14 protein-coding genes and 1 riboswitch are annotated in these 21,137 nt (G+C 73.0%); of the genes, 12 read left to right on the top strand and 2 right to left on the bottom strand.

Features of this window, described 5'->3' with window-relative positions:
* Positions 1 to 35: 35 nt before the first annotated feature.
* Complete coding sequence (locus tag IEY37_RS01355; protein WP_188939706.1) at positions 36 to 1,106, bottom strand: M23 family metallopeptidase; 1,071 nt, start codon at positions 1,104 to 1,106, stop codon at positions 36 to 38.
* A 628-nt stretch (positions 1,107 to 1,734) separates the two neighbouring features.
* On the opposite strand from IEY37_RS01355, the gene IEY37_RS01350 reads away from it, so the two are divergent.
* The 11 genes from IEY37_RS01350 to IEY37_RS01300 all read left to right on the top strand — a co-directional run bounded on the left by IEY37_RS01350 (position 1,735) and on the right by IEY37_RS01300 (position 18,332).
* Entirely contained in the window at positions 1,735 to 2,640 is a 906-nt protein-coding gene (locus IEY37_RS01350; protein ID WP_188939705.1) for an LLM class F420-dependent oxidoreductase, read from the top strand.
* A gap of 112 nt (positions 2,641 to 2,752) precedes the next feature.
* Positions 2,753 to 3,970, top strand: coding sequence for a mannosyltransferase (locus IEY37_RS01345; RefSeq protein WP_188939704.1), 1,218 nt, complete (start codon positions 2,753 to 2,755; stop codon positions 3,968 to 3,970).
* Between the two features lie 123 nt (positions 3,971 to 4,093).
* A riboswitch (TPP riboswitch) is annotated at positions 4,094 to 4,204 on the top strand.
* Positions 4,205 to 4,236: 32 nt separating this feature from the next.
* Entirely contained in the window at positions 4,237 to 5,424 is a 1,188-nt protein-coding gene (locus IEY37_RS01340; RefSeq protein WP_188939703.1) for a thiamine ABC transporter substrate-binding protein, read from the top strand.
* A 1-nt stretch (position 5,425) separates the two neighbouring features.
* A complete protein-coding gene (locus IEY37_RS01335; protein ID WP_229673515.1) occupies positions 5,426 to 7,153 on the top strand; it encodes an ABC transporter permease in 1,728 nt (575 codons plus the stop codon).
* Positions 7,143 to 8,234 carry an ABC transporter ATP-binding protein gene (locus IEY37_RS01330; protein ID WP_229673514.1) on the top strand — a complete coding sequence of 364 codons (1,092 nt, stop codon included), beginning with the start codon at positions 7,143 to 7,145 and terminating at the stop codon, positions 8,232 to 8,234. Before IEY37_RS01335 ends, IEY37_RS01330 begins: the two co-directional genes overlap by 11 nt.
* A gap of 27 nt (positions 8,235 to 8,261) precedes the next feature.
* Positions 8,262 to 9,161: a (deoxy)nucleoside triphosphate pyrophosphohydrolase gene (locus IEY37_RS22615; RefSeq protein WP_308426355.1), complete on the top strand. Its 900-nt coding sequence runs from the start codon at positions 8,262 to 8,264 to the stop codon at positions 9,159 to 9,161.
* Between the two features lie 229 nt (positions 9,162 to 9,390).
* Entirely contained in the window at positions 9,391 to 11,247 is a 1,857-nt protein-coding gene (gene typA / locus IEY37_RS01320) for a translational GTPase TypA (protein ID WP_188939702.1), read from the top strand.
* Positions 11,248 to 11,284: 37 nt separating this feature from the next.
* The gene (locus IEY37_RS01315) at positions 11,285 to 12,976 is read left to right on the top strand and encodes an ABC transporter family substrate-binding protein (protein WP_188939701.1); all 1,692 of its coding nucleotides are present in this window, start codon (positions 11,285 to 11,287) and stop codon (positions 12,974 to 12,976) included.
* Positions 12,977 to 13,481: 505 nt separating this feature from the next.
* Positions 13,482 to 15,491, top strand: a complete 2,010-nt coding sequence (locus IEY37_RS01310; RefSeq protein WP_188939700.1) for an ABC transporter family substrate-binding protein — start codon at positions 13,482 to 13,484, stop codon at positions 15,489 to 15,491.
* A gap of 190 nt (positions 15,492 to 15,681) precedes the next feature.
* Positions 15,682 to 17,226: an ABC transporter permease gene (locus IEY37_RS01305; protein ID WP_188939699.1), complete on the top strand. Its 1,545-nt coding sequence runs from the start codon at positions 15,682 to 15,684 to the stop codon at positions 17,224 to 17,226.
* Positions 17,223 to 18,332: an ABC transporter permease gene (locus tag IEY37_RS01300; RefSeq protein ID WP_188939698.1), complete on the top strand. Its 1,110-nt coding sequence runs from the start codon at positions 17,223 to 17,225 to the stop codon at positions 18,330 to 18,332. The genes IEY37_RS01305 and IEY37_RS01300 overlap by 4 nt, the downstream gene beginning before the upstream one ends.
* Before the next feature lie 89 nt (positions 18,333 to 18,421).
* Here the strand turns inward: IEY37_RS01300 and IEY37_RS01295 are convergent, their stop codons facing one another.
* On the bottom strand, positions 18,422 to 19,027 hold the full coding sequence (locus IEY37_RS01295; RefSeq protein ID WP_188939697.1) for a PH domain-containing protein: 606 nt from the start codon (positions 19,025 to 19,027) through the stop codon (positions 18,422 to 18,424).
* Positions 19,028 to 19,143: 116 nt separating this feature from the next.
* Here IEY37_RS01295 and IEY37_RS01290 point away from each other — a divergent pair, with 116 nt between their 5' ends.
* Positions 19,144 to 21,090 carry an ABC transporter ATP-binding protein gene (locus IEY37_RS01290; protein WP_188939696.1) on the top strand — a complete coding sequence of 649 codons (1,947 nt, stop codon included), beginning with the start codon at positions 19,144 to 19,146 and terminating at the stop codon, positions 21,088 to 21,090.
* Positions 21,091 to 21,137 lie beyond the last annotated feature (47 nt).

Here is a 21,137-nt window from a genome sequence, read left to right as displayed (position 1 = left end):
CGGGCGGGCGCCGGTGGGTGTCGTGCGGGACCGGCTCAGCGCCCGGGGAAGTCGACGACGTTGCCGTCGAGCGGCAGCGCGTCCGTGCGCGGTCCGGCCCCGGCCGGGTCCACCTCGACCGGGTCCTTCGCCGGGTCGAGGGCGATCAGCCGGTCCAGCGGCGGTGCCTGCCCGGTCACCGTGAACCGGTCGAAGACGAACGGCACACCGTCGGCCACCAGGGCGGACGGCCGGTCCATCAGGTGGAAGTGCAGGTGCGGTCCGCTGGAGCTGCCGGTGTTCCCGGCGCGGCCGATGACGTCGCCGCGCCGCACGCGCTGGCCGGGGCGGACCGCCACCGACCCGGGCTCCAGGTGGGCGTAGAAGGCGTACCGGCCCGGCGCCACCTCGAGGATGACGTGGTTGCCGTCCGCCTCCTCGATCGTCACCGGCCGAGGTGCGTCGGGAGTCTGGTCCCGATAGCCGTCCACCGCCGCGGTCACCGTGGCGTCGGCCACGGCGAGGACGTCCTGGCCATAGGTGAACCACGACCGGTTGACCGCCGGATCGCCGCCGGCGAGCAGGTGCCGGGCGTCGATCTTGTTGAAGTCGATCGCGAACCGCTGCGCCAGCCACTCGGCGTTGTCGATCGGCTGCAGTGCCCGCCGATGCGGGCCGTCGCAGCAGCTCGGCGCGGCGATCCAGCCGGTGCCGCGCAGCGGCGGCCCGAGGGACATCGCCGGCTCGGCAGCGACCTCGCTCGCAGCGCCCTGGCTGGTGATCCGCTCGGGAATCGGGTAGCCGGGCGGGACGGTCACCGTCAGCCGGTGGACGATCCGGGCGGGGACGTCGGCGGGACGGTCGACGACCAGTTCCATCCAGGCCACACCGACCGTGCCACCACCCATCTCGGTCAGCCGCTCGGTGCTGCGCCCGAGGGGGGACACCGCTGCGGCCAGGGCGGAACCGCGGAGGTCGGCCAGCGTCGCGCCGGACGCGGCGTCCACCGCGGACAGCTCCACGAGCGTCGCCGACGACGGGAACGCGTTGGTCAGCTGCACCTCGTAGACCACGTGTGCCTTGCCGTCGCTTCCGGTGAACCACCGCGGGGTCGACAGCACCTGCATCAACACAGGGGTGAACTGGCTCGGCGACCCGGTCCCGGACGGTCCGGAGCTCGGGAGCGGCGACGGGGCCGCGGACGCGGAGGACCCACCGGACGTCGCCGTTGCGGAGTCGGCCGCTGTCGCCGCGCCGGAGGTGCCCGGGATGGCCGGGACGGTCGACGGTGTGCCACTCGCCGGCGGCGTCGTGCCGGACGAGGACGGCACGGCCGAGGATGGCACTGCCGAGGACGGCGCGGCCGAGGATGGCACGGACGGCGGGGCCGCGGACGACCCGGCTGGCTGCCCGGTGCACGCCGTCAGGACCACCACCGTGGCCGTCAGCCATCCCGCTGCCGCCCGCACCGTTCTCCGCGCCACGACCCCGTCCCTCCGCCTCGACACGTCGCGCTGCGATCGCCCGGCAACCGTGGCAGCCGGACGGGCGACGCCGCTCGGTCGGACGAGAGGTGCTCCGTCCAGCCCGGGGCCTGATGGCCCAGATGGTGGCGGTCCGGACCGGCCAGGGCAAGACCCGGCGGCCGGCAGCGACGATCCCGGTCCGGACGGCGGACCCGCACGTCCCGCCGCCGGACGGGACTAGCGTGCTGGACGGGCGGCCGGGCGGTCCGTCCGTCGAGCGGAGGCAGTCGTGCAGCTGGGCATCCAGATCCCGTCGTTCACCTGGCCGGGGGCACCGGCCGCCACCGGCGCCACGTTCCGACGCATCGCGGTCGAGGCCGAGCAGGCCGGCCTCGCGAGCCTGTGGGTGATGGACCACTTCTTCCAGATCCGCGGGGTCGGCGCGGCCGAGGAGGACATGCTCGAGGGCTGGTCCGCCCTGGCGTTCGCCGCCGGGGCCACCGAGCGGATCAAGCTCGGGACCATGGTCACCGGGGTGACGTACCGCTACCCGGGGCTGCTGGTGAAGACGGCCACCACGCTCGACGTGCTCTCCGGCGGGCGCGCCTACTTCGGCATCGGCGCGGCGTGGAACGACCAGGAGCACGACGGGCTCGGCGTGCCGTTCCCGCCGCTCGCGGAGCGGTTCGAGCGGCTCGAGGAGACCCTGCAGCTGGCGCTGCAGATGTGGCGCGACGACGACTCGCCGTTCGAGGGCCGGCACTACCGGCTGGCCCGCCCGCTGAACCACCCGCAGCCGGTGACCCGGCCGCACCCGCCGATCCTGGTCGGCGGCTCGGGCGAGAAGAAGACGCTGCGACTGGTGGCCAGCTACGCGCAGGGCTGCAACATCTTCGAGATGGCCGGCGTCGACGTCGTCCGGCACAAGCTCGAGGTGCTGCAGCAGCACTGCGCCGAGCAGGGCCGGGACTACGCCGAGATCGAGAAGACCACGCTGGGGACCCTGCGGCTGGGCGACGGCGGCGCCGAGGGCGAGCAGTCGGTCGAGCAGGCCGTCGACCGCTTCGAGCAGCTGGCGGCCATCGGCGTCGACCAGGCCATCGTGAACGTCCCCGGTGTCTCCGAGCCGGGAGTGTTCGACCGGTTCGCGGAGCTGGCCCGGCGGCTGGAGCCCGTCACGCCCGCCGGTCGCTGAACCGCGGGGTCCGCTCGTGCCGGTGTGTCCCGCGGCAGTGGCCGGGCCCCGTCCCGCCGGGCCATAGGATCGACCGGCTCGTCCCGGACCCGGAAGAGGTGCCCTGCCGCCCGTGCTGACCGCCCTGCGCCGCTTCGTCGGCTCCGGCTGGGGGCCGTGGGCGTTGCTCGGCGTCGTCGCCGTCGTGCACGTGGTCGTGACGCTCGTCGGGTCGGACCCGTTCGCCATGGTCGACCTGGACGTCTACGTCCAGGGCGGCCAGCACCTCGGGCCGTCGCTGTACGAGTTCGTGACGCAGCCGCTGGAGCTGCCGTTCACCTACCCGCCGTTCTCCGCGCTGGTGTTCGTGCCGCTGGGCTGGCTGCCGTGGGTCGTCGCCCGGGTGCTGTGGCAGCTCGCCAGCGTCGCGGCGCTGGCCCTGGTCATCCTGTTCACCCTGCAGCTGCTGGGCCGGGCCGGGCGGCATGCCACCCGGCCGCTGCCGCACCTGACCGGCACGGTCGTCACCGCGACCGCCGTGTCGATGTGGCTGGAGCCGGTGCGGACGACGTTCAACTACGGGCAGATCAACCTCTTCCTGGCGGCGATCCTGCTCGGCGGCGCCGTGTCGGCGCGGGACTGGTGGGCCGGGGCGAGCGTCGGGCTGGCCGCGGGCATCAAGCTGGTCCCGGCGATCACCGGGCTGTACTACCTGTTGCAGCGGCGCTGGACCGCGGCCGTCTGGGCGGTGGCGGTCTTCGTCGCGACCGTGGTGCTGATGGTGGCCATCATCCCCAGGGAGACCTGGCGGTACTTCACCACGCTGATCTTCGATCCGGGCCGGACCGGTCCGGTGTGGTCGGTGATCAACCAGTCGCTGCGCGGGGCGCTCGCCCGGCTGGCGGGGCACGACGTGTCGACCTCGTGGCTGGTCGCCGCCGTGCTGTCGGTGGCGCTGGGGGTCTGGGCGGCGGTAGCGGCGTCCCGGGCGGGGGACCGGACGGCCTCCCTGCTGGCGGTCCAGTTCGTCGGGCTGCTGGTGTCGCCGATCTCGTGGTCGCACCACTGGGTGTGGGTGCTGCCCCTGCTGCTGTGGTGCCTGTTCGGGCCGCACGCCCGGCGTCCCGCGGTGCGCGTGCTGGCAATCGCGTGGATCGTCGCCGTCTGCAGCTACCTGGTCAGCTTCCTCATCGCGCTGCAGTGGAAGGGCGAGCCGGCGACCCGGCCCGGCTGGCAGTCCTGGCTCGGCATCGTCTACCCGCTGCTCGGCATCCTCTCGCTGGCCCTGCTGCTCGCGGTGAGCCGGACCCGGGTCACCCGGCACCCGACCGCCGGCGTCCTGCCCGGATGACCGGTCCGGTACGGGCGGCGCGGAGCGTGCGGCCACGCGGTGCCCGGACCGTGCCGCCGCGGACACCTGCATCGCTCCGCCGACCGGCCGCGTCGCACGGCCCTGCAGTGTCAGGCCTAGACTCGGCGGCGACACGGGAGTCCGGTGCGCCGGGCTGAGAGAGGGACACGGAGTCCCTGACCGTCGAACCTGATCCGGATCATGCCGGCGCAGGAACGTCGCTCTCTGCATGCAACCCGTGCCCGCCTCTTCGAGAAGGGCACTCCATGACACGTCGAGGTCCGGCCTCGTCCCTCCTGCTCGCCGCGGTGGCGCTGCTCGTCGCCGGCTGCGGCGGCAGCACCTCCGGCGCGGCGTCGGCGTCGGCGTCCGCGTCGGGTCCCGCGCCCGCGGGATCGTCCGCGCCGGCATCCCCGTCCGCGGCTGGGTCGTCGGCCGGGTCCTCGGCGGGCGCACCGGCCTCGGGCGCCGCGTCGTCGCAGCCGCCGGCGGCCGGCGGGGCGGTCACCCTCGTCACGCACGACTCGTTCGCCGTCGACAAGGCCGAGCTCGCCGAGTTCGAGAAGTCCTCGGGCATCACGGTGACCGTGCTGGCCCAGGGCGATGCCGGTGCGCTGACCAACAAGCTGGTGCTGACCAAGGACAACCCGTTGGGCGACGCCGTCTTCGGCATCGACAACACGTTCGCCTCGCGGGCGCTGGACGCCGGTGTGCTGGCGCCGTACACGCCGGCTGCCGCGGCCGACGGTCCGCAGCGCTTCGCCGTCCAGGGCGGCGCGGACCGGCTGACCGCCGTCGACTACGGCGACGTCTGCGTCAACGTCGACCACGACTGGTTCACCGCGAAGCATCTGGCCGAGCCGCGGACGTTCGAGGATCTGGCGGAGCCGCAGTACCGGGACCTGCTGGCGGTCGAGTCGCCGGCCACGTCGTCGCCCGGGCTGGCGTTCCTGCTGGCCACCGTCGCGCACTTCGGGGACGACGGCTGGCAGCAGTACTGGACCAGGCTCAAGGACAACGGCGTCAAGGTGGACGCGGGCTGGGAGGACGCCTACACCGTCGACTTCTCGGGGTCGTCCGGCAAGGGTCCGCGCCCACTGGTGGTGTCCTACGCCAGCTCTCCGCCCGACGAGGTGCAGGCCGGCGCCACCACCGCACCGACCGGTGCCCTGCTGGACACCTGCTTCCGGCAGGTGGAGTACGCGGGCGTGCTGGCCGGTGCCAAGAACCCGGCCGGTGCCCGGGCCGTCGTCGACTTCCTGCTGTCCCGCCGCTTCCAGCAGGGCGTGCCCGAGCAGATGTACGTCTACCCGACCCTGGCCGGCGTGCCGCTGCCGGCCGACTGGGCACGCTTCGCGCCGGTGGCGAAGAACCCCGCGACCATGCCGGCGGACCGCATCGCCGCCGACCGCGAGCGGTGGATCTCCGCCTGGTCGGACGTGGTCGAGGGCTGACGTGACGCTGACCCGGGCACAGCTCCGGCCGTCCGACGCCGTGCCCGCGGCGCCGGCCGGACCGCCGGTGACCCGGGCCCGCGCCGGGCGGGCGGTGCGTACCGGCGGCCTGGTGCTGCTGGCGGCGGTGCCGCTGCTGGTGCTGGCGGTGCTGTTCTTCTACCCGGTCGGCACGATGATCGGCCGGGGGCTGGGCGACGCCGGCGCCGGGCTGGACATCCTGGCCCGCCCGCGGTTCCGCCGCATCGCGCTGTTCACCGTGGGCCAGGCCGCGGCCTCCGCGGCGCTCTGCGTGCTGCTGGGACTGCCCGTCGCGCACCTGGTCTACCGCTGCCGCTTCCCCGGGCGGGCCGCGGTCCGTGCGTTGCTCACCGTGCCGTTCGTGCTGCCCACCGTCGTGGTGGCGCTGGCCTTCCGGACGCTGCTGGCGCAGGACGGGCTGCTCGGGTCGTGGCGGCTGGACGGCTCCGTCGCGGCCGTCCTGGCCGCGCACGTCTGCCTGAACACCGCCGTGGTGGTGCGGACCGTCGGGGTCAGCTGGGCCCGGCTGGACCGGCGGCCCGGCGACGCCGCCCGGTCGCTGGGTGCGTCGCCGTCCCGGGTCTTCCTCACCGTCACCCTGCCGGCCCTGGCGCCGGCGGTCGCCGCCGCCTTCACCCTGGTGTTCCTGTTCTGCGCCACCAGCTTCGGCATCGTGCTCATCCTCGGCGGTGCCCGCTACGGCACGCTCGAGACCGAGATCTACCGGCAGACCGAGGACCTGCTCGACCTGCCGGCCGCGGCGGTGCTGTCCGTCGTCCAGATCCTGCTGGTGGCCGCGGTTCTGGGGGTGGCCGCACTGCTCCGGCGGCGCACCGAGCGCACGCTCACGGCGGCGCCGGCCCGGCCCACCGGGCTGCGCGGGCGGGACCTGCCGGCCGTGCTGGTGACCCTGGTCGCGCTCGCGGTGACGGTCGGCCCGCTGGTGGTGCTCGCCGTGCGGTCGCTGCGCGGCCCGGGCGGCTGGACGCTGGCGAACTACCGGGCGCTGGGCACGCTCGGATCGGACGTGCAGCTGGTCCCGGTCACCACGGCGCTCGGCTACTCGCTGCGCGCCGCCGTGGTGGCGACCGCGGTGGCGCTGCTGCTCGGCGTGCCGCTGGCCGTGGTGCTCGCCCGGCGCCCGCGCGGCCGGTGGGCCCGGCGGTGGATCGGGCTGCTCGACGGCGTCGCCATGCTGCCGCTGGGCGTCTCGGCCGTGACGGTCGGCTTCGGCTTCCTGGTCGCCCTCGACCGGCCGCCCCTGGACCTGCGGTCGTCCGCGCTGCTCGTCCCGCTGGCGCAGGCCCTGGTCGCGACCCCGCTGGTGGTCCGGATGCTGCTCCCGGTGCTGCGGGCCGTCGACGACCGGCTGCGGCAGGCGGCCGGGCTGCTCGGCGCCGGCCCGCTGGCCGTGTGGTGGGGCGTCGACCTGCCCCTGCTGGCCCGGCCGCTCGCCGGCGCCGCCGCGTTCGCGTTCGCGGTGTCGCTGGGCGAGTTCGGCGCCACGTCGTTCCTGGCGCGGCCGCAGACTCCCACGGTCCCGGTCCTGATCGCCCGGCTCATCAGCCGCCCGGGCGCGCAGAACACCGCGACGGCGCTCGCCGCAGCCACCGTGCTCGGGCTGCTGTGCCTGGCCGTCGTCGCCGCGGTCGACGGGCTGCTCGACGCCCGCTCCACCGACCGTCCGGGGGCCGTCGGTGGCTTCTGACACCTCCGGCCCGGGGACCGCCACCGGGCCCGACCGGCTGCGCAGCACCGGATCGTCCGTCAGCGGACTCGTCGTCGACGCGGTGTCCGTCCGGTTCGGCGACGTCGCCGCCGTCGACGGCGTCGACCTGCACGTCCCGCCGGGGACCGTGACCGCGCTGCTCGGCCCGTCGGGCTGCGGCAAGTCCACCCTGCTGCGGGCCGTGGCGGGCCTGGAGCCGCTGGCGTCCGGCAGCATCCGGTGGAACGGGCAGGACCTGGCCGGCATCCCGGTGCATCGGCGCGGCACCGGGCTGCTGTTCCAGGACGGCGTGCTGTTCCCGCACCGCACCGTGGCCGGCAACATCGGCTACGGGTTGGCCCGGCAGGGCGTCCGCGGCCGTGCCGCGGCGCCGCGGATCGCCGAGCTGCTGGACCTGGTCGGCCTGCCCGGCTTCGCCGACCGGACGGTGCAGACGCTGTCCGGCGGGCAGGCCCAGCGGGTCGCGCTGGCCAGGGCGCTGGCACCGCGGCCGGCCGTGTTGCTGCTCGACGAGCCGCTCGCCGCGCTGGACCGCGAGCTGCGTGAGCGGCTGGCCGGCGACCTGCGGACCGTGCTGGCCGCCACCGGCACCACGGCGCTGTTCGTCACCCACGACCCCCACGAGGCGTTCACGGTCGCCGACCGGCTCGCCGTCATGGACGCCGGGCGGATCCGGCAGTCCGGCGAGCTGCAGGACGTGCGGCGCCACCCGGTCGACGGGTTCGTCGCGGGTTTCGTGGGCTACCCGCAGGTCGTCGACGCCGACGGGTTCCTGACCGCGACGGCTCCCGCGTGGCGCTCCGTGCCCGCCGCCGACCGGCCGGCCGCCGGCGGCCGGCTGGCCCTGCAGATCGGGGCACTGACCGAGGACCCGGCCGGCCCGCTGGCCGCCCGCTGCCTGGCCGTGCGCCCGGGCCCGGACAGCACGGTGCTGTCCGTGGAGCTGCCGGGCGTCGGGCCGGTGCTGGCCGCGGCGTCCGCCGGCACCGCCGTGCGCCCCGGCGGCCCGGTGCGGCTCCGGCTGCGGCCGGACGGCGTCGTCGCCCTGCCCCGGGACTGAGCCGCGGCGGCTGGCAGGGTGGGCCCGGTGAGCCGTCCGCTGCGCTGCGCCGTGATCGTCCCCGCGCCGCAGGTCGCCGTGCACCGGGCGCTGCGCCGGGCCGACGTCTGGATCCGCGGGCTGCGCGCCGTCGGTCTGCGGGTGCAGGGCGAGGCCGATGCCGGTATCTCCGACGGCGCCGCGGTGCGGGCGTTGCGGACGGGGGACCGGTGGCTGCTGCGCCCGGATGCCCGGCGCGGGCCGCGCACGGCGGAGTTCGGCGTGGCGGCGTGGACACCGGAGGGGCAGCCGGGCGGTCCGGGTCGGCCCGCGCCCTCGCCGCTGCCGGTGGTCGACGTCCGGTTCGGCGTCGTCCGCGCCCGGGTCACCCCGCGCACCGCCGCCACCGGGGCCGGCACGCTGACCACCCTGGACGTTCGGGTGGCCGGCAGCGACCTGCTCGCCCCGGTCGGCCGGCGGCGGGTGCTCGCGTTCGGCCAGCTCCTGCTCGGCGTCGTCACGGTCACCGCCCGGGAGCCCGAGGTCGTGGTGGCCGGTGCCGTCGTCCGGGACGACCGGGTCCTGGTCGCCCGGCGGCGGCGCCCGCCGGCGCTGGCCGGGCTCTGGGAGATGCCCGGCGGCCGGGTCGAGCCGGGGGAGGACGAGGCCGACGCGCTGGCCCGGGAGCTGCGGGAGGAGCTGGGGGTCACGGTCGCCGTCCGGGAGCGGCTGGACCCGCCGTCGATCGACCTGGGCGACGGGCTCCGGCTGCGCCCGTTCCTGGTCGACCTGGTGGCCGGCACGCCCGCCCCGGCGGAGGCCGACCCGGCCCACGACGAGGTGCGCTGGGCCGGCGCGGCGGAGCTGGCCGGCCTGCCCTTCCTGCCGGGCGACGCGCCGATGGTGGATGCGGTGCGCCGGCTGCTGGAACGCCGCGGGCAGGGCTGACCCGGGGCCGGGCCCCGCTGCTGTCACCGGCGCCACCGGCGGCGTCGCCCCCGTGCGGCGTTCGCGCCGGTAGACTCGATCGGCCGCCGCCACCGATGACGGGCGGCCACCGCTCACAGCCCGCGACGGCCACCGGATCACCCGGCCGGCCCCGGTCCCCCGACCGGACGCGGTCGACGTCCAGCGCTCCGGACACCGCCGGCGCCTGGCTCTCCGGAAAGTGCCCCTCGTGCCCCTTCGCAATGACCTGCGCAACGTCGCCATCGTGGCCCACGTCGACCACGGCAAGACCACCCTGGTGGACGCCATGCTGTGGCAGTCCGGCGCCTTCCGCGTCGGCTCGTCCGTCGCCGAGCGGGTGATGGACTCCGGCGACCTCGAGCGCGAGAAGGGCATCACCATCCTCGCCAAGAACACCGCGGTCCGCCGGCACACGCCGGACGGCGACCTGGTGATCAACATCGTGGATACGCCCGGCCACGCCGACTTCGGCGGCGAGGTCGAGCGCGCGCTGACCATGGTGGACGGGGTGCTGCTGCTCGTCGACGCCTCCGAGGGCCCGCTGCCGCAGACCCGGTTCGTGCTCCGCAAGGCCTTGTCGGCGCGGCTGCCGGTGGTGCTGGTGATCAACAAGACGGACCGCTCGGACGCCCGCATCGACGAGGTGGTCGACGAGACCTACGCCCTGTTCCTGGACCTGGACGCCGACGACGAGCAGATCGAGTTCCCGATCGTCTACTGCTCGTCGCGCGCCGGTCGGGCGTCGCTGACCAAGCCGGAGAACGGCTCGGTCCCGGACCACGAGAACCTCGACCCGCTGTTCGACACCCTGCTCGAGGTCATCCCGGCGCCCGAGTACACCGAGGGCGCGCCGCTGCAGGCGCAGGTGACGAACATCGACGCCAGCCCGTTCCTCGGCCGCATCGGCATGTGCCGGGTCATCGAGGGCACCATCAGCAAGGGCCAGCAGGTCGCCTGGATGCGGCTGGACGGCACCGTGACCCGTACCCGGGTCAGCGAGCTGCTCATCACCGAGGCGCTGGACCGGGTGCCGGTGGAGTCCGCCCGCGCCGGGGACCTGATCGCGGTCGCCGGCATGGCGGACATCACCATCGGCGAGACCCTCGCCGACCCCGAGGACCCGCACGCGCTGCCGCCGATCACCGTGGACGAGCCGGCCATCTCGATGACGGTCGGCATCAACACCTCGCCGCTGGCCGGCAAGGACGGCGGCACGAAGCTGACCGCGCGGCAGGTCAAGAACCGGCTCGACCAGGAGCTGATCGGCAACGTCTCGATCCGGGTGCTGCCCACCGAGCGCCCGGACACCTGGGAGGTGCAGGGCCGCGGCGAGCTGGCGCTGGCCATCCTGGTCGAGACCATGCGCCGCGAGGGCTTCGAGCTGACCATCGGCAAGCCGCAGGTCGTCGTCCGGATGGTCGACGGCGAGCGGCACGAGCCCTACGAGCGGTTGACCGTGGACGTGCCCGAGGAGTACCTCGGCGCGGTCACCCAGCTGCTGGCCGTCCGCAAGGGGCGGATGGAGACGATGACCAACCACGGCACCGGCTGGGTGCGGCTGGAGTTCCACGTCCCGTCGCGCGGGCTCATCGGCTTCCGCACCGACTTCCTGACCGACACCCGCGGCACCGGCATCGCCAGCGCCATCTTCGACGGCTACGGGCCGTGGGCCGGGCCGCTGCGGGCCCGCTCGAGCGGGTCGCTGGTGGCGGACCGCCCGGGCAAGGCGACGCCGTTCGCCATGTTCAGCCTGCAGGAGCGCGGCACGATGTTCGTCCCGCCGACCACCGAGGTGTACGAGGGCATGATCGTCGGCGAGAACTCGCGCGCCGACGACATGGACGTCAACATCACCAAGGAGAAGAAGCTGACGAACATGCGCAGCTCCACCGGCGACGAGCTGGTGCACCTGGTGCCGCCGCGCGCGCTGTCCCTGGAGCAGGCGCTGGAGTTCTGCGCGGACGACGAGTGCGTGGAGATCACGCCCACCTCGGCGCGCATCCGCAAGATCATCCTCAACGCCGGCGAGCGAGCCCGCGCGCGCACCCGCGGCAAGGTCGGCTGAGCCGGTCCGGACGGCCACCCGTTTGTAGGGTGACCGGGTGAGCAGGACCCGCCGCGTCCCTCTCCGCCTGGCGGCGTCCGTCCTAACCCTGACCTTGACCCTGAGCCTGCCGCTGGCCGTGGCGTGCACCCCGCCGGGGTTGCCGCCGCCCATCGCCCCGAGCGCCGCCGCCACCACGGCGACCGCGCCGGTGTCGGAGGGCTCGGTCGTCGTCGGCATGGACGGCACAGCAGTGGGCTTCAACCCGCACCAGATCGCCGACGCCGGACCGGTCAGCGCGGCGGTGGCGGCGCTGGTCCTACCCAGCGTGTCCACGGTCGAACCGGACGGCGTGCGGCGCGTCAACCGGGACCTGGTCGACTCCGCCGGCGTCACCTCGACCGATCCGTGGACGGTGACGTACCGGCTGAGCACCGGCGCCTCCTGGTCGGACGGGACGCCGGTGACCGCCGAGGACTTCAGCTACCTGTGGGACCAGATGCTGGTCCAGCCGGGCACCGTCGACCCCGCCCCGTACCGGTTGATCACCGCGGTCCGCTCGCTGGACGCGGGCAAGACCGTCCAGGTGGAGTTCTCCGCGCCGGTGCCGGGGTGGGCGTCGCTGTTCTCGCCGCTGCTGCCCTCGCACATCCTCAAGGACTCGCCGGGCGGCTGGGCCACCGGTCTGGCCGGCGGCGTCCCGGTTTCGGCCAACCGCTACAAGCTGCAGTCGGTGGACGCGGTCAACGGGGAGCTGACCCTGGTCCGCAACGACAAGTACTGGGGCGAGCAGCCCGGGCCGGCGGCCGTGGTGCTGCGCATCGGTACCCCGACCGCGCTGCGGGAGGCGTTGCGCCGCGGCGACGTGCAGGCCGTGCTGGTGCGTCCCGACGCGGCCGACGGTGCCGCGCTGGCGGCGGCCGTCCCGGCCGCCGACCGCCGGGCGGTGCCGTTGCCCGCCACCGTCGACCTGGTCTTCGACACCGCGGCCGGGCCGACCCGGCAGACGGCGGTCCGGCGGGCCGTCGCGCAGGCCCTGGACCTGTCCGCGCTGCGGGCGGTGCTCACCGGCGGCCGGGACGACGGCCTGCTGCCGGTCTCGTCCGCCGTGACGCTGCCGTCCACCCGGGGCGCCGGGACCCTCGACGGACCGCCGGTGCCGACGGGCGACCCCGCGGCTGCGGCCGCGTCGTTGACCGCCGCCGGCTGGACGGCCACCGGCGCCTACCTGTCCCGGGACGGCGTCCCGCTGCGGCTGGTGCTGTCGTACCCGCCGGGGGATCCGCGGATGCAGGCGGCGGCGGAGCAGGTGCAGGTCCAGCTCGGCGCGGCCGGCATCGAGGTGGACCTGGTCCGGCTGTCCGTGGCCGGGATCGTCGCCGGGCTGTCGGCGGGCACCGTCCAGCTGGCCCTGCTCGAGGTCCCGCGGGTGCGCAGCGACGCGGTCGCCGTGGCCTCGAGCTACACCTGCCCGCCGCCGGTGGCGGGAGCGGCGCCGGCGATCGGCCGCGGGGCGGACCTGTCCGGCTACTGCCTGTCCCGCCCGTCGGCCGTGCAGCTGCTGTCCGAGCAGGCCGACCCGGCGACGGCCGACGCCGAGCTGTGGCGCGAGCTGCCGGCGCTGCCGATCGGCCAGCCGGTGGCCGTCTTCGCCACCGGCGCCGGGCTGTCGGGGGTCGCCGGTACCGGCGGCCCCGGCTGGACGTGGGCGTCGCCGCTGTCCGGTGCGCCGGGTTGGACGGTGCACTGAGCGCCGGCAACCCCGGCCGGCCCGCCCGATCCCGCGAGGGCACAAGCGCCCGGGATCGATGGGGCGCGAGACAGGCACTACCCGACCGGCGCAGGCGCGGCAGGGGTGCGGTTCGCGCAGCGAGGACGGAAATGGCGCGTCCGGCAGTACGGGACAGGATGCGCCACGGTCGGGGAAAGCCGCCGGGTGACGGCCTGCCGCACGTCCACCGGACGCTTTGCGAGAGCTCTCGGGAACGACCGCACGACCTGCGGTGCAGGCACGGTGCGTCGCGAAAGTTTGCACCGTTGGGGGCCGTGCCACCCTCTGACCGATTGGTATTTCCCACAGGCTAGAGACCGGTCACCCTTTGGTCACGATCGATCTTGTCGACTGGCACCGATCGTGGCAGGGTCCCTAAGGTCGGGCAGTCAGGCATGACAGCGCCGGGGCAGGTCTGTGTCCGCGCACGGTCGATGGGGGCCGGAGCCGCGACCACCCGGTGCCTGCAGAGGAGGACCAATACATGGGTAAGACACGGGCAGTGGCTCTCACTGCTCTCGTCGCGAGCGCCTCGCTGGTGTTCGCCGCGTGCTCCAGCCCGGGGCAGGCGTCGAACACCACCAGCTCGTCGGCGTCCAGCTCCAGCTCCGGTGCGGTCACCGGCAGCGGCAGCGACACCGGGAGCTCCTCGGCCTCGAGCTCGGCCAGCAGCTCCGGCGGCAGCAGCAGTGGGAGCAGCGGCAGCAGCGGCAGCAGCGGCAGCAACAACGCCGCCGGCGACGCGTGCGGCAAGCCGCACGGTGCGTACGACGCCCCGGCGAAGGTCGGCGGCTCCACCACGGTGGCGTGGAACCAGTCGTTCTACTCGTACAACAACCTGACCGGGCACGGGAACGCGGTGGCCAACACTAACCCGCTGTACCTGATGGAAGCTCAGGTCAACTACTACGACCAGGACCTGAACCTGATCAACAACGATCAGTTCGTGACCTGCCAGCTGGTCTCGCAGGACCCGTTGACCGTCAAGTACACGGTCAACAAGAACGCCAAGTGGTCCGACGGCGTGCCGGTCGACGCGTCCGACCTGATGCTGTCCTGGGCCGCGCAGAGCGGCAAGTACAACACCGGCGAGCTGAAGACCGACGACAACGGCAACCCGATCCCGCAGCCGAATGTGGTCGCCTTCGACGCCTCCAGCACCGGCCTCGCGCTGGTCAAGGACACCCCGACGATCTCCGACGGCGGCCAGTCCATCACCCTGAAGTACTCGACGTTCTTCGCCGACTACCCGATCGCCCTGACCATGGGCGTCCCGGCGCACGTCATCGGCATGAAGGCGCTGGGTGCCAAGGACGGCGCGTCGGCGAAGACCGCGATGAACACCGCCTTCCAGAAGGACGACAAGGCGGCCCTGAAGAAGGTGGCCGACTTCTACAACACCGGCTTCGACTTCACCGAGCTCCCCAGCGACAAGGAGCTCTACCTGTCCAGCGGCGCCTACCTGCTGACGGACTTCAAGAAGGACCAGTACATGACCTTCAAGGTCAACCCGGACTACAACTGGGGTCCGAAGCCGTCGATCCAGCAGATCACCTACCGGTTCATCCCGGACGCCATGGCCTCGGTGCAGGCGCTGCAGAACGGTGAGATCGACATGACCAATCCGCAAGCCACGGTGGACGTGCTGGGTGCGGTCAACAACCTGAAGAACCAGGGCGTCGACGTCATCAACACCATCGGCTCGACCTACGAGCACGTCGACATGGCGGAGAACAACAAGGGTCCGTTCGACCCGGCGACCTACGGCGGCGACAAGGCGAAGGCCCAGCAGGTCCGGGCGGCGTTCATCAAGACGATCCCGCGGCAGAACATCGTCTCCCGCCTGATCAAGCCGCTGAACCCGACCGCCACCACGCGTGACTCGTTCACCCTCGTCCCCGGTTCGCCCGGCTACGACGAGATGGTCCAGCAGAACGGCTCGGCCAACTGGAAGGACGCCGACATCGCCGGCGCCAAGGACCTGCTGGCCAAGGCGGGCGTCAAGACCCCGGTCACCGTCCGGTTCCTGTTCGCCAAGGACAACACCCGGCGGCAGAACGAGTTCAAGCTGATCCAGCAGTCCGCGCAGCAGGCCGGCTTCACCCTGGTCGACGCCAGCCGCACCGACTGGGGCGCCCAGCTGCCGAACACCAAGATCTACGACGCCTCGCTGTTCGGCTGGCAGTCCACCAACACCGGTGTGACCGCCAACTGCGACAACTACAAGACGAAGGGCCAGAACAACTTCTACGGCTACTCGTCGGCGGCGCTGGATGCGGCCTGTGTCAAGCTCAACGCCGCGACCACCCCGGAGGACCAGCTCAAGTACCTGATCGAGATCGAGAAGGCGCTCTGGTCGGACTCCTTCGGAACGGTGATCTTCCAGTTCCCGGAGATCGTGGCCTCCAACTCGAAGAAGCTGCAGAACGTCAAGATGATCCCGCTGAGCCCGGGCCCGTTCTGGAACTTCTGGGAGTGGACCACCACCAGCTGATCCACCCCGCCGCGGCCCGGTCCACCAGTGACCGGGCCGCGGGACGGCGGTAACGTCGAGGGCGGTGCGGTGGGTCCCGAAACGGGACCGCCCACCGCCTTTCGACGTTCGGGTCGCCGCCGTCGCGGACCCCGACCCGCCGGCGTCACCGCCAGGTCAGCCCGCAGTCCGATCGAAGGGCACGGAGCAGATGCTCACATTCTTGGCACGACGCCTGATCGCGTCGTTCTTCATCATCCTGGGTGCCACGTTCATCGCGTACATCCTCATGTCGTACGCGGGCGATCCGTTGAACGCCGCCTACAACATCCAGGACCCGACCCAGCGGGCCCAGGCGATCGCGAACCTGACCCGGGTCCTGCACCTGGACGTCCCGCCGGTGGCCCGGTACTTCATCTGGCTCAAGGGCATCGGCGGCTGCTTCGTCGGCCACTGCGACTTCGGCCAGAACGTGCAGCTGCAGTCCGTCGGCAGCAACCTCGGCTCCGCGCTCGGCAACACCCTCAAGCTGGTCACGGCCGCCACCGTGGTGGCGATCGTCATCGGGGTGACCGTGGGTGTCATCACCGCCCTGCGGCAGTACTCCGGGCTGGACTACACGGTCAGCTTCCTGACCTTTTTGTTCTTCTCGCTGCCGGTCTTCTGGGTGGGCATCCTGCTCAAGGAAGTCATCGCGATCAAGTACAACGACTTCCTGCAGGGCGGCGCGCACTACAACTGGGCGATCATCATCGTGGTGTCGCTGATCATCGGGTTCCTGGCGTACTCGCTGGTCGGCGGAGCACCCCGGCGAAAACTCCTCATCGGCGCGGCCGCCGCGGTGGTCGCGTTCGCGCTGAACTGGTACATGTCCGCCACGGCCTGGCTGCTCGACCCCCGGCTGGGCATCGTGGTGGTGGGCATCCTCGCGCTCTGCATCGCCTACGGCATGACGGCGCTGATGGCCGGGACGGCCAACCGCAAGGCGCTCTACAGCGCGCTGACCACGGCCGTGCTCGGCATCGTGCTGTACCAGCCGCTGCAGTACTTCTTCTACAACGGCATGAACTTCCTCAAGCTGCTCGGGCTGCTGGTGGTCGCCGTCATCGCCGCGGTGGTGATCGGCTACCTGTTCGGCGGTGACGACCGCGGGTTGTCGGCCCGCACCGCCGCCTTCACCGCGGTGCTGGTCGGGTTGGTGATCTTCGTCGACCGGCTCATGCGGGCCTGGCAGACCTACTCCAACGACCCGGCGATCGGTGGGCGGCCGCTGGCGACCACGAACCCGTCGACCCCGAACCTGGACGGCGACTTCTGGATCCAGACGCTGGACACGGTGACCCACCTGATCCTGCCGACGCTGACCCTGATGCTGATCTCGCTCGCCGGGTACTCCCGCTACTCGCGGGCGAGCATGCTCGAGGTGCTCAACCAGGACTACATCCGGACGGCCCGGTCCAAGGGGCTGACCGAGCGGACCGTCATCGTCCGGCACGCCTTCCGGAACGCGCTCATCCCGCTGGCCACGGTGCTCGCGCTGGACGTCGGTGCCCTCATCGGCGGCGCCGTGCTCACCGAGACGGTGTTCGGCTGGAAGGCCATGGGGTCGCTGTTCCAGGACGGCCTGACTAACTACGACCCCAATCCGGTGATGGCGTTCTTCCTCATCACGGCGCTCGTGGCGGTGGTCTTCAACATCCTCGCCGACCTCGCGTACGCGGCGCTCGATCCGAGAATCAGGGTGGGTTCAGCATGACGACGACGCGCACCGGCACCGGCGCGGACCCGCAGCAGTCGGGACCGCCGGCGCCCCCGGAGGAGACCGGCTCGCTGGAGCAGAAGGAAGTCGCGGGCCTGTCCCAGGGACAGATCGTCCGCAAGCGCTTCCTCCGCCACAAGGGCGCGATGATCTCGCTGGTCGTGCTGATCCTGGTGATCCTGCTGGCCGCGACGAGCATCGGCTGGGGTCCGATCCCTGGCTGGTACCACTGGAAGTACACCGACCTGCCGGACCCGTACAACCCGCAGGGCGAGCCGACGATGTCGGTGCCCGGCCTGTTCGGCGGCCACGGCTGGGCGTGGGGCATCCACCCGTTCGGCCAGGACGAGACCGGCCTCGACCTGTTCGCGGCCGTCATGCGCGGCACCCAGCAGACCATCGTGGTCATCCTGATCCTGGGCCTGCTGTCGACGGTGATCGGCGTGGTCATCGGCGCCGTCGCCGGGTACTACCGCGGCTGGGTCGACGCCGTGCTGATGCGGTTCACCGACCTGATCATCACGCTCCCGATCATCCTGATCACCGCGGTGCTGGGCTTCGTGCTCAACGCCCACGGCATCTGGTCGGTGGCCCTGGCGCTCGGCCTGCTGTCCTGGACGACGCTGGCCCGGCTGGTCCGCGGCGAGTTCCTGGCGCTGCGGGAGCGGGAGTTCGTCGACGCCGCCCGGGTGGCCGGCGCGTCCGACCGGCGGATCATCTTCAAGCACATCCTGCCGAACACCGTCGGCATCATCGCCGTCAACACCACGCTGCTGATGGGCGCCGGCATCCTGTCCGAGGCGGCGCTGTCGTTCCTCGGCTTCGGCATCCGGCTGCCCGACCTGTCGCTGGGCTCGCTGATCAGCGCCTACGCGCAGTCGTTCTCGTTCCGGCCGTGGCTGTTCGTCTGGCCGGGCATCTTCATCATCATCATCGTGCTGTGCATCAACTTCATCGGTGACGGTCTGCGCGACGCGTTCGACCCCAAGCAGAAGCGCATCCCCAAGGCCCGCGCGCTGCGGGCGGACCGGGCCACCTCCGCCAAGGCGGAGCTGTCGACCCACGAGACCGCGGCACCGCCCTCGCCGGCGGTGGGGCTCTAGGCGTGGCGACGTCCGCGGCCGGCCGGGTGCTCCCGGCCGGCCGGCCAGTCGCCGCCCGGGCGGACCCGAGCCGCCCGGACACCGCCCGGTCAGACCAGCGCGGCGAGCACGCCCAGGACCACCAGCACCACCGCGGCGGCGATCGTCGTGCGGTGCCAGGTGACCGGCGGCCGGTCGAACTCCAGCCGCGGGTCGTCCAGGTGGCCGGCGTCGCGGAGCTCTTCCCAGCGGCGCCGGACGGCCAGTGCCGCCTGGCCGGACGGGGAGTGCGGGGAGTCGCCCGGGCGGATGCTGGCGCCGGCGCCATAGGTCGACTCCGGCAGGTGCCGCAGGTCGCCGGGGGACAGGTCGCGGTGCGCCCAGCGGCTCGGTGCCGGCGCCGCCCAGGCGGTGTAGGTGCCGTAGCGGGTGGTCAGCGCCAGCGCCCACTTGGTGTCGATCCGCTGGATGCTCGGCCAGGGCAGGTCGACGGTCCGCAGCACGTTCGCCAGGTGCACGCCTGCGTCGTCGACGACCACCTCCGGCCGCCAGAACAGCGCCCAGGCGGCGCCGGCGGCCAGCAGCAGCCACGGGGCGGACCGGGCGAAGCCGGGCACGCCGTCGTGCGCGGAGATGACCACCAGGCCCACCGCACACACCACTGCGACCAGGGCCGCCAGCACCTTGCCGAACGCCGGCCGGTAGACGCTGCGCATCCCGCCAGTCTGGCACCGCGCAGCCGTCCGCCCCGGTGCCCTCGCACACCGGACGCGCCCCACGCGCACACTGGACCGGGCGGTCGCACGCCCACCGCCGTCGAGAGGAACGCACGATGACCGCCACCGTCGACCGCAAGGACCTGACGTCCGCGCCGACCGTGCTCAGCGTCCGGGACCTGAACATCGAGTTCTGGGTGGACGGCACCTGGTACCCCGCGGTGATCGACGCGGAGTTCGACCTGCGGGCCGGCGAGGTCCTGTCGCTGGTCGGCGAGTCCGGGTCGGGCAAGTCGACGACGGCCATGTCGCTGATGGGCCTGCTGCCGAAGAACTCGCACACCAGCGGGTCGATCAAGCTCGGTGACCGGGAGATCGTCGGGGCGCCGCAGCACTACCTGCGCGGCATCCGCGGCAAGGACATCTCGGTCATCTTCCAGGAGCCGATGACGGCGCTGAACCCCGTCTACACGATCGGGTTCCAGATTTCCGAGATGCTGCGCAGCCACCGGGCCATGGCGCCACACGCCGCCCGCGAGCGTGCCATCGAGCTGCTCAAGCTGGTCGAGATCCCGGACCCCGAGCGCCGCGTCGACTCCTACCCGCACCAGCTCTCCGGCGGCCAGCGGCAGCGCGCCATGATCGCCCAGTCGCTGGCCATGGATCCCAAGCTGCTCATCGCCGACGAGCCGACCACCGCGCTCGACGTCACCGTGCAGGCCGAGATCCTCAAGCTCATGCGGGACCTGAAGAACCGCATCTCCGCGTCGATCGTGCTGATCACCCACGACATGGGCGTGGTCGCCGACATGGCCGACCGCATCGTGGTGATGAAGGACGGCCGGATCGTCGAGTCCGGCACCGCGGACGAGATCTTCCACCGGCCCCAGCACGAGTACACCCGGCAGCTGCTGGGCGCCGTGCCCCACCTGGGCTCCGTCGTCGCCGACGAGGGCGTCGAGGTCGCCGACGACCTGGCCGAGGAGGTCGCGGAAGCGCTCGGCGGGGTCGACGCCACCGGCACGGCCGTCGGCACCACCGTCGGTACCACGACCACCACCGGCACCACGACCGCGCCCAGTTCCGGTGGCCCGGCCGGGCCCGCCGACCACCACGGCTCTTCGCCGGTCGGCACGCACGTGGTGCTGCCCAGGCCGGCCGATGCCGGCGATCCCACCCGCCGGGCCGGGATCCAGCCCGGCGTGCCGGTCGTCGTCGACCTGCAGAACGCCAGCGTCGAGTACCCCAAGCGCGGGCGCACCCCGGCCTTCCGCGCGGTCAGCGACTTCACGCTGCAGATCGGCCAGGGCGAGGTGGTCGGCCTGGTCGGCGAGTCCGGCTCCGGCAAGACCACGCTGGGCCGGGCGCTCGTCGGCCTGCTGCCGGTGGTCGAGGGCACGGCGACGGTGGTCGGGACCACCATCGTCGGCGCCAAGAACCGGGATCTGCGGCCGATCCGACGCGACGTCAGCTTCGTCTTCCAGGACCCCGGGTCGTCCCTGAACCCCCGGCTGCCGATCGGCGAGTCGATCGGCGAGCCGATCATGCTGCACGAGAAGGTCAAGGGCGCCGAGCTGTCCAAGCGGGTCGAGGCGCTGCTGGACCAGGTGCACCTGGCCAGGGCCATGCGCAACCGCTACCCGCACGAGCTCTCCGGCGGGCAGCGGCAGCGGGTCGGCATCGCCCGCGCGCTGGCCCTGAGCCCCAAGCTGCTGATCGCCGACGAGCCCACCTCGGCACTCGACGTGTCGGTGCAGGCCCGGGTGCTCCAGCTGTTCCAGGACCTGCAGCGCGAGCAGGGTTTCGCCTGCCTCTTCGTCACCCACGACCTGGCCGTGGTCGAGATCCTCGCCCGGCGCATCGCGGTCATGCGGCACGGCCGGCTCGTCGAGCTCGGCACCCGGGAGCAGATCCTGGCGCAGCCCGTCGACGACTACACCAAGCGGCTGCTGGCGGCCGTGCCCGTGCCGGACCCGGAGGAGCAGGCCCGGCGCCGGCACCAGCGCGACGTGCTGCTGGCCGCCGGGGTCGGCGTCGACGAGGACGAGTACCAGGTCTTCTGACCGGCGCACCTACCGCGCCGGCGGACTGCGGCGCTGACCCGGCGCAC

It is taken from the genome of Nakamurella endophytica, from assembly GCF_014646215.1.
GTDB lineage: Bacteria > Actinomycetota > Actinomycetes > Mycobacteriales > Nakamurellaceae > Nakamurella > Nakamurella endophytica.
The sequence above is the reverse complement of the archived record's forward strand: the minus strand, read 5'-3'. Positions and strand labels throughout refer to the sequence as shown.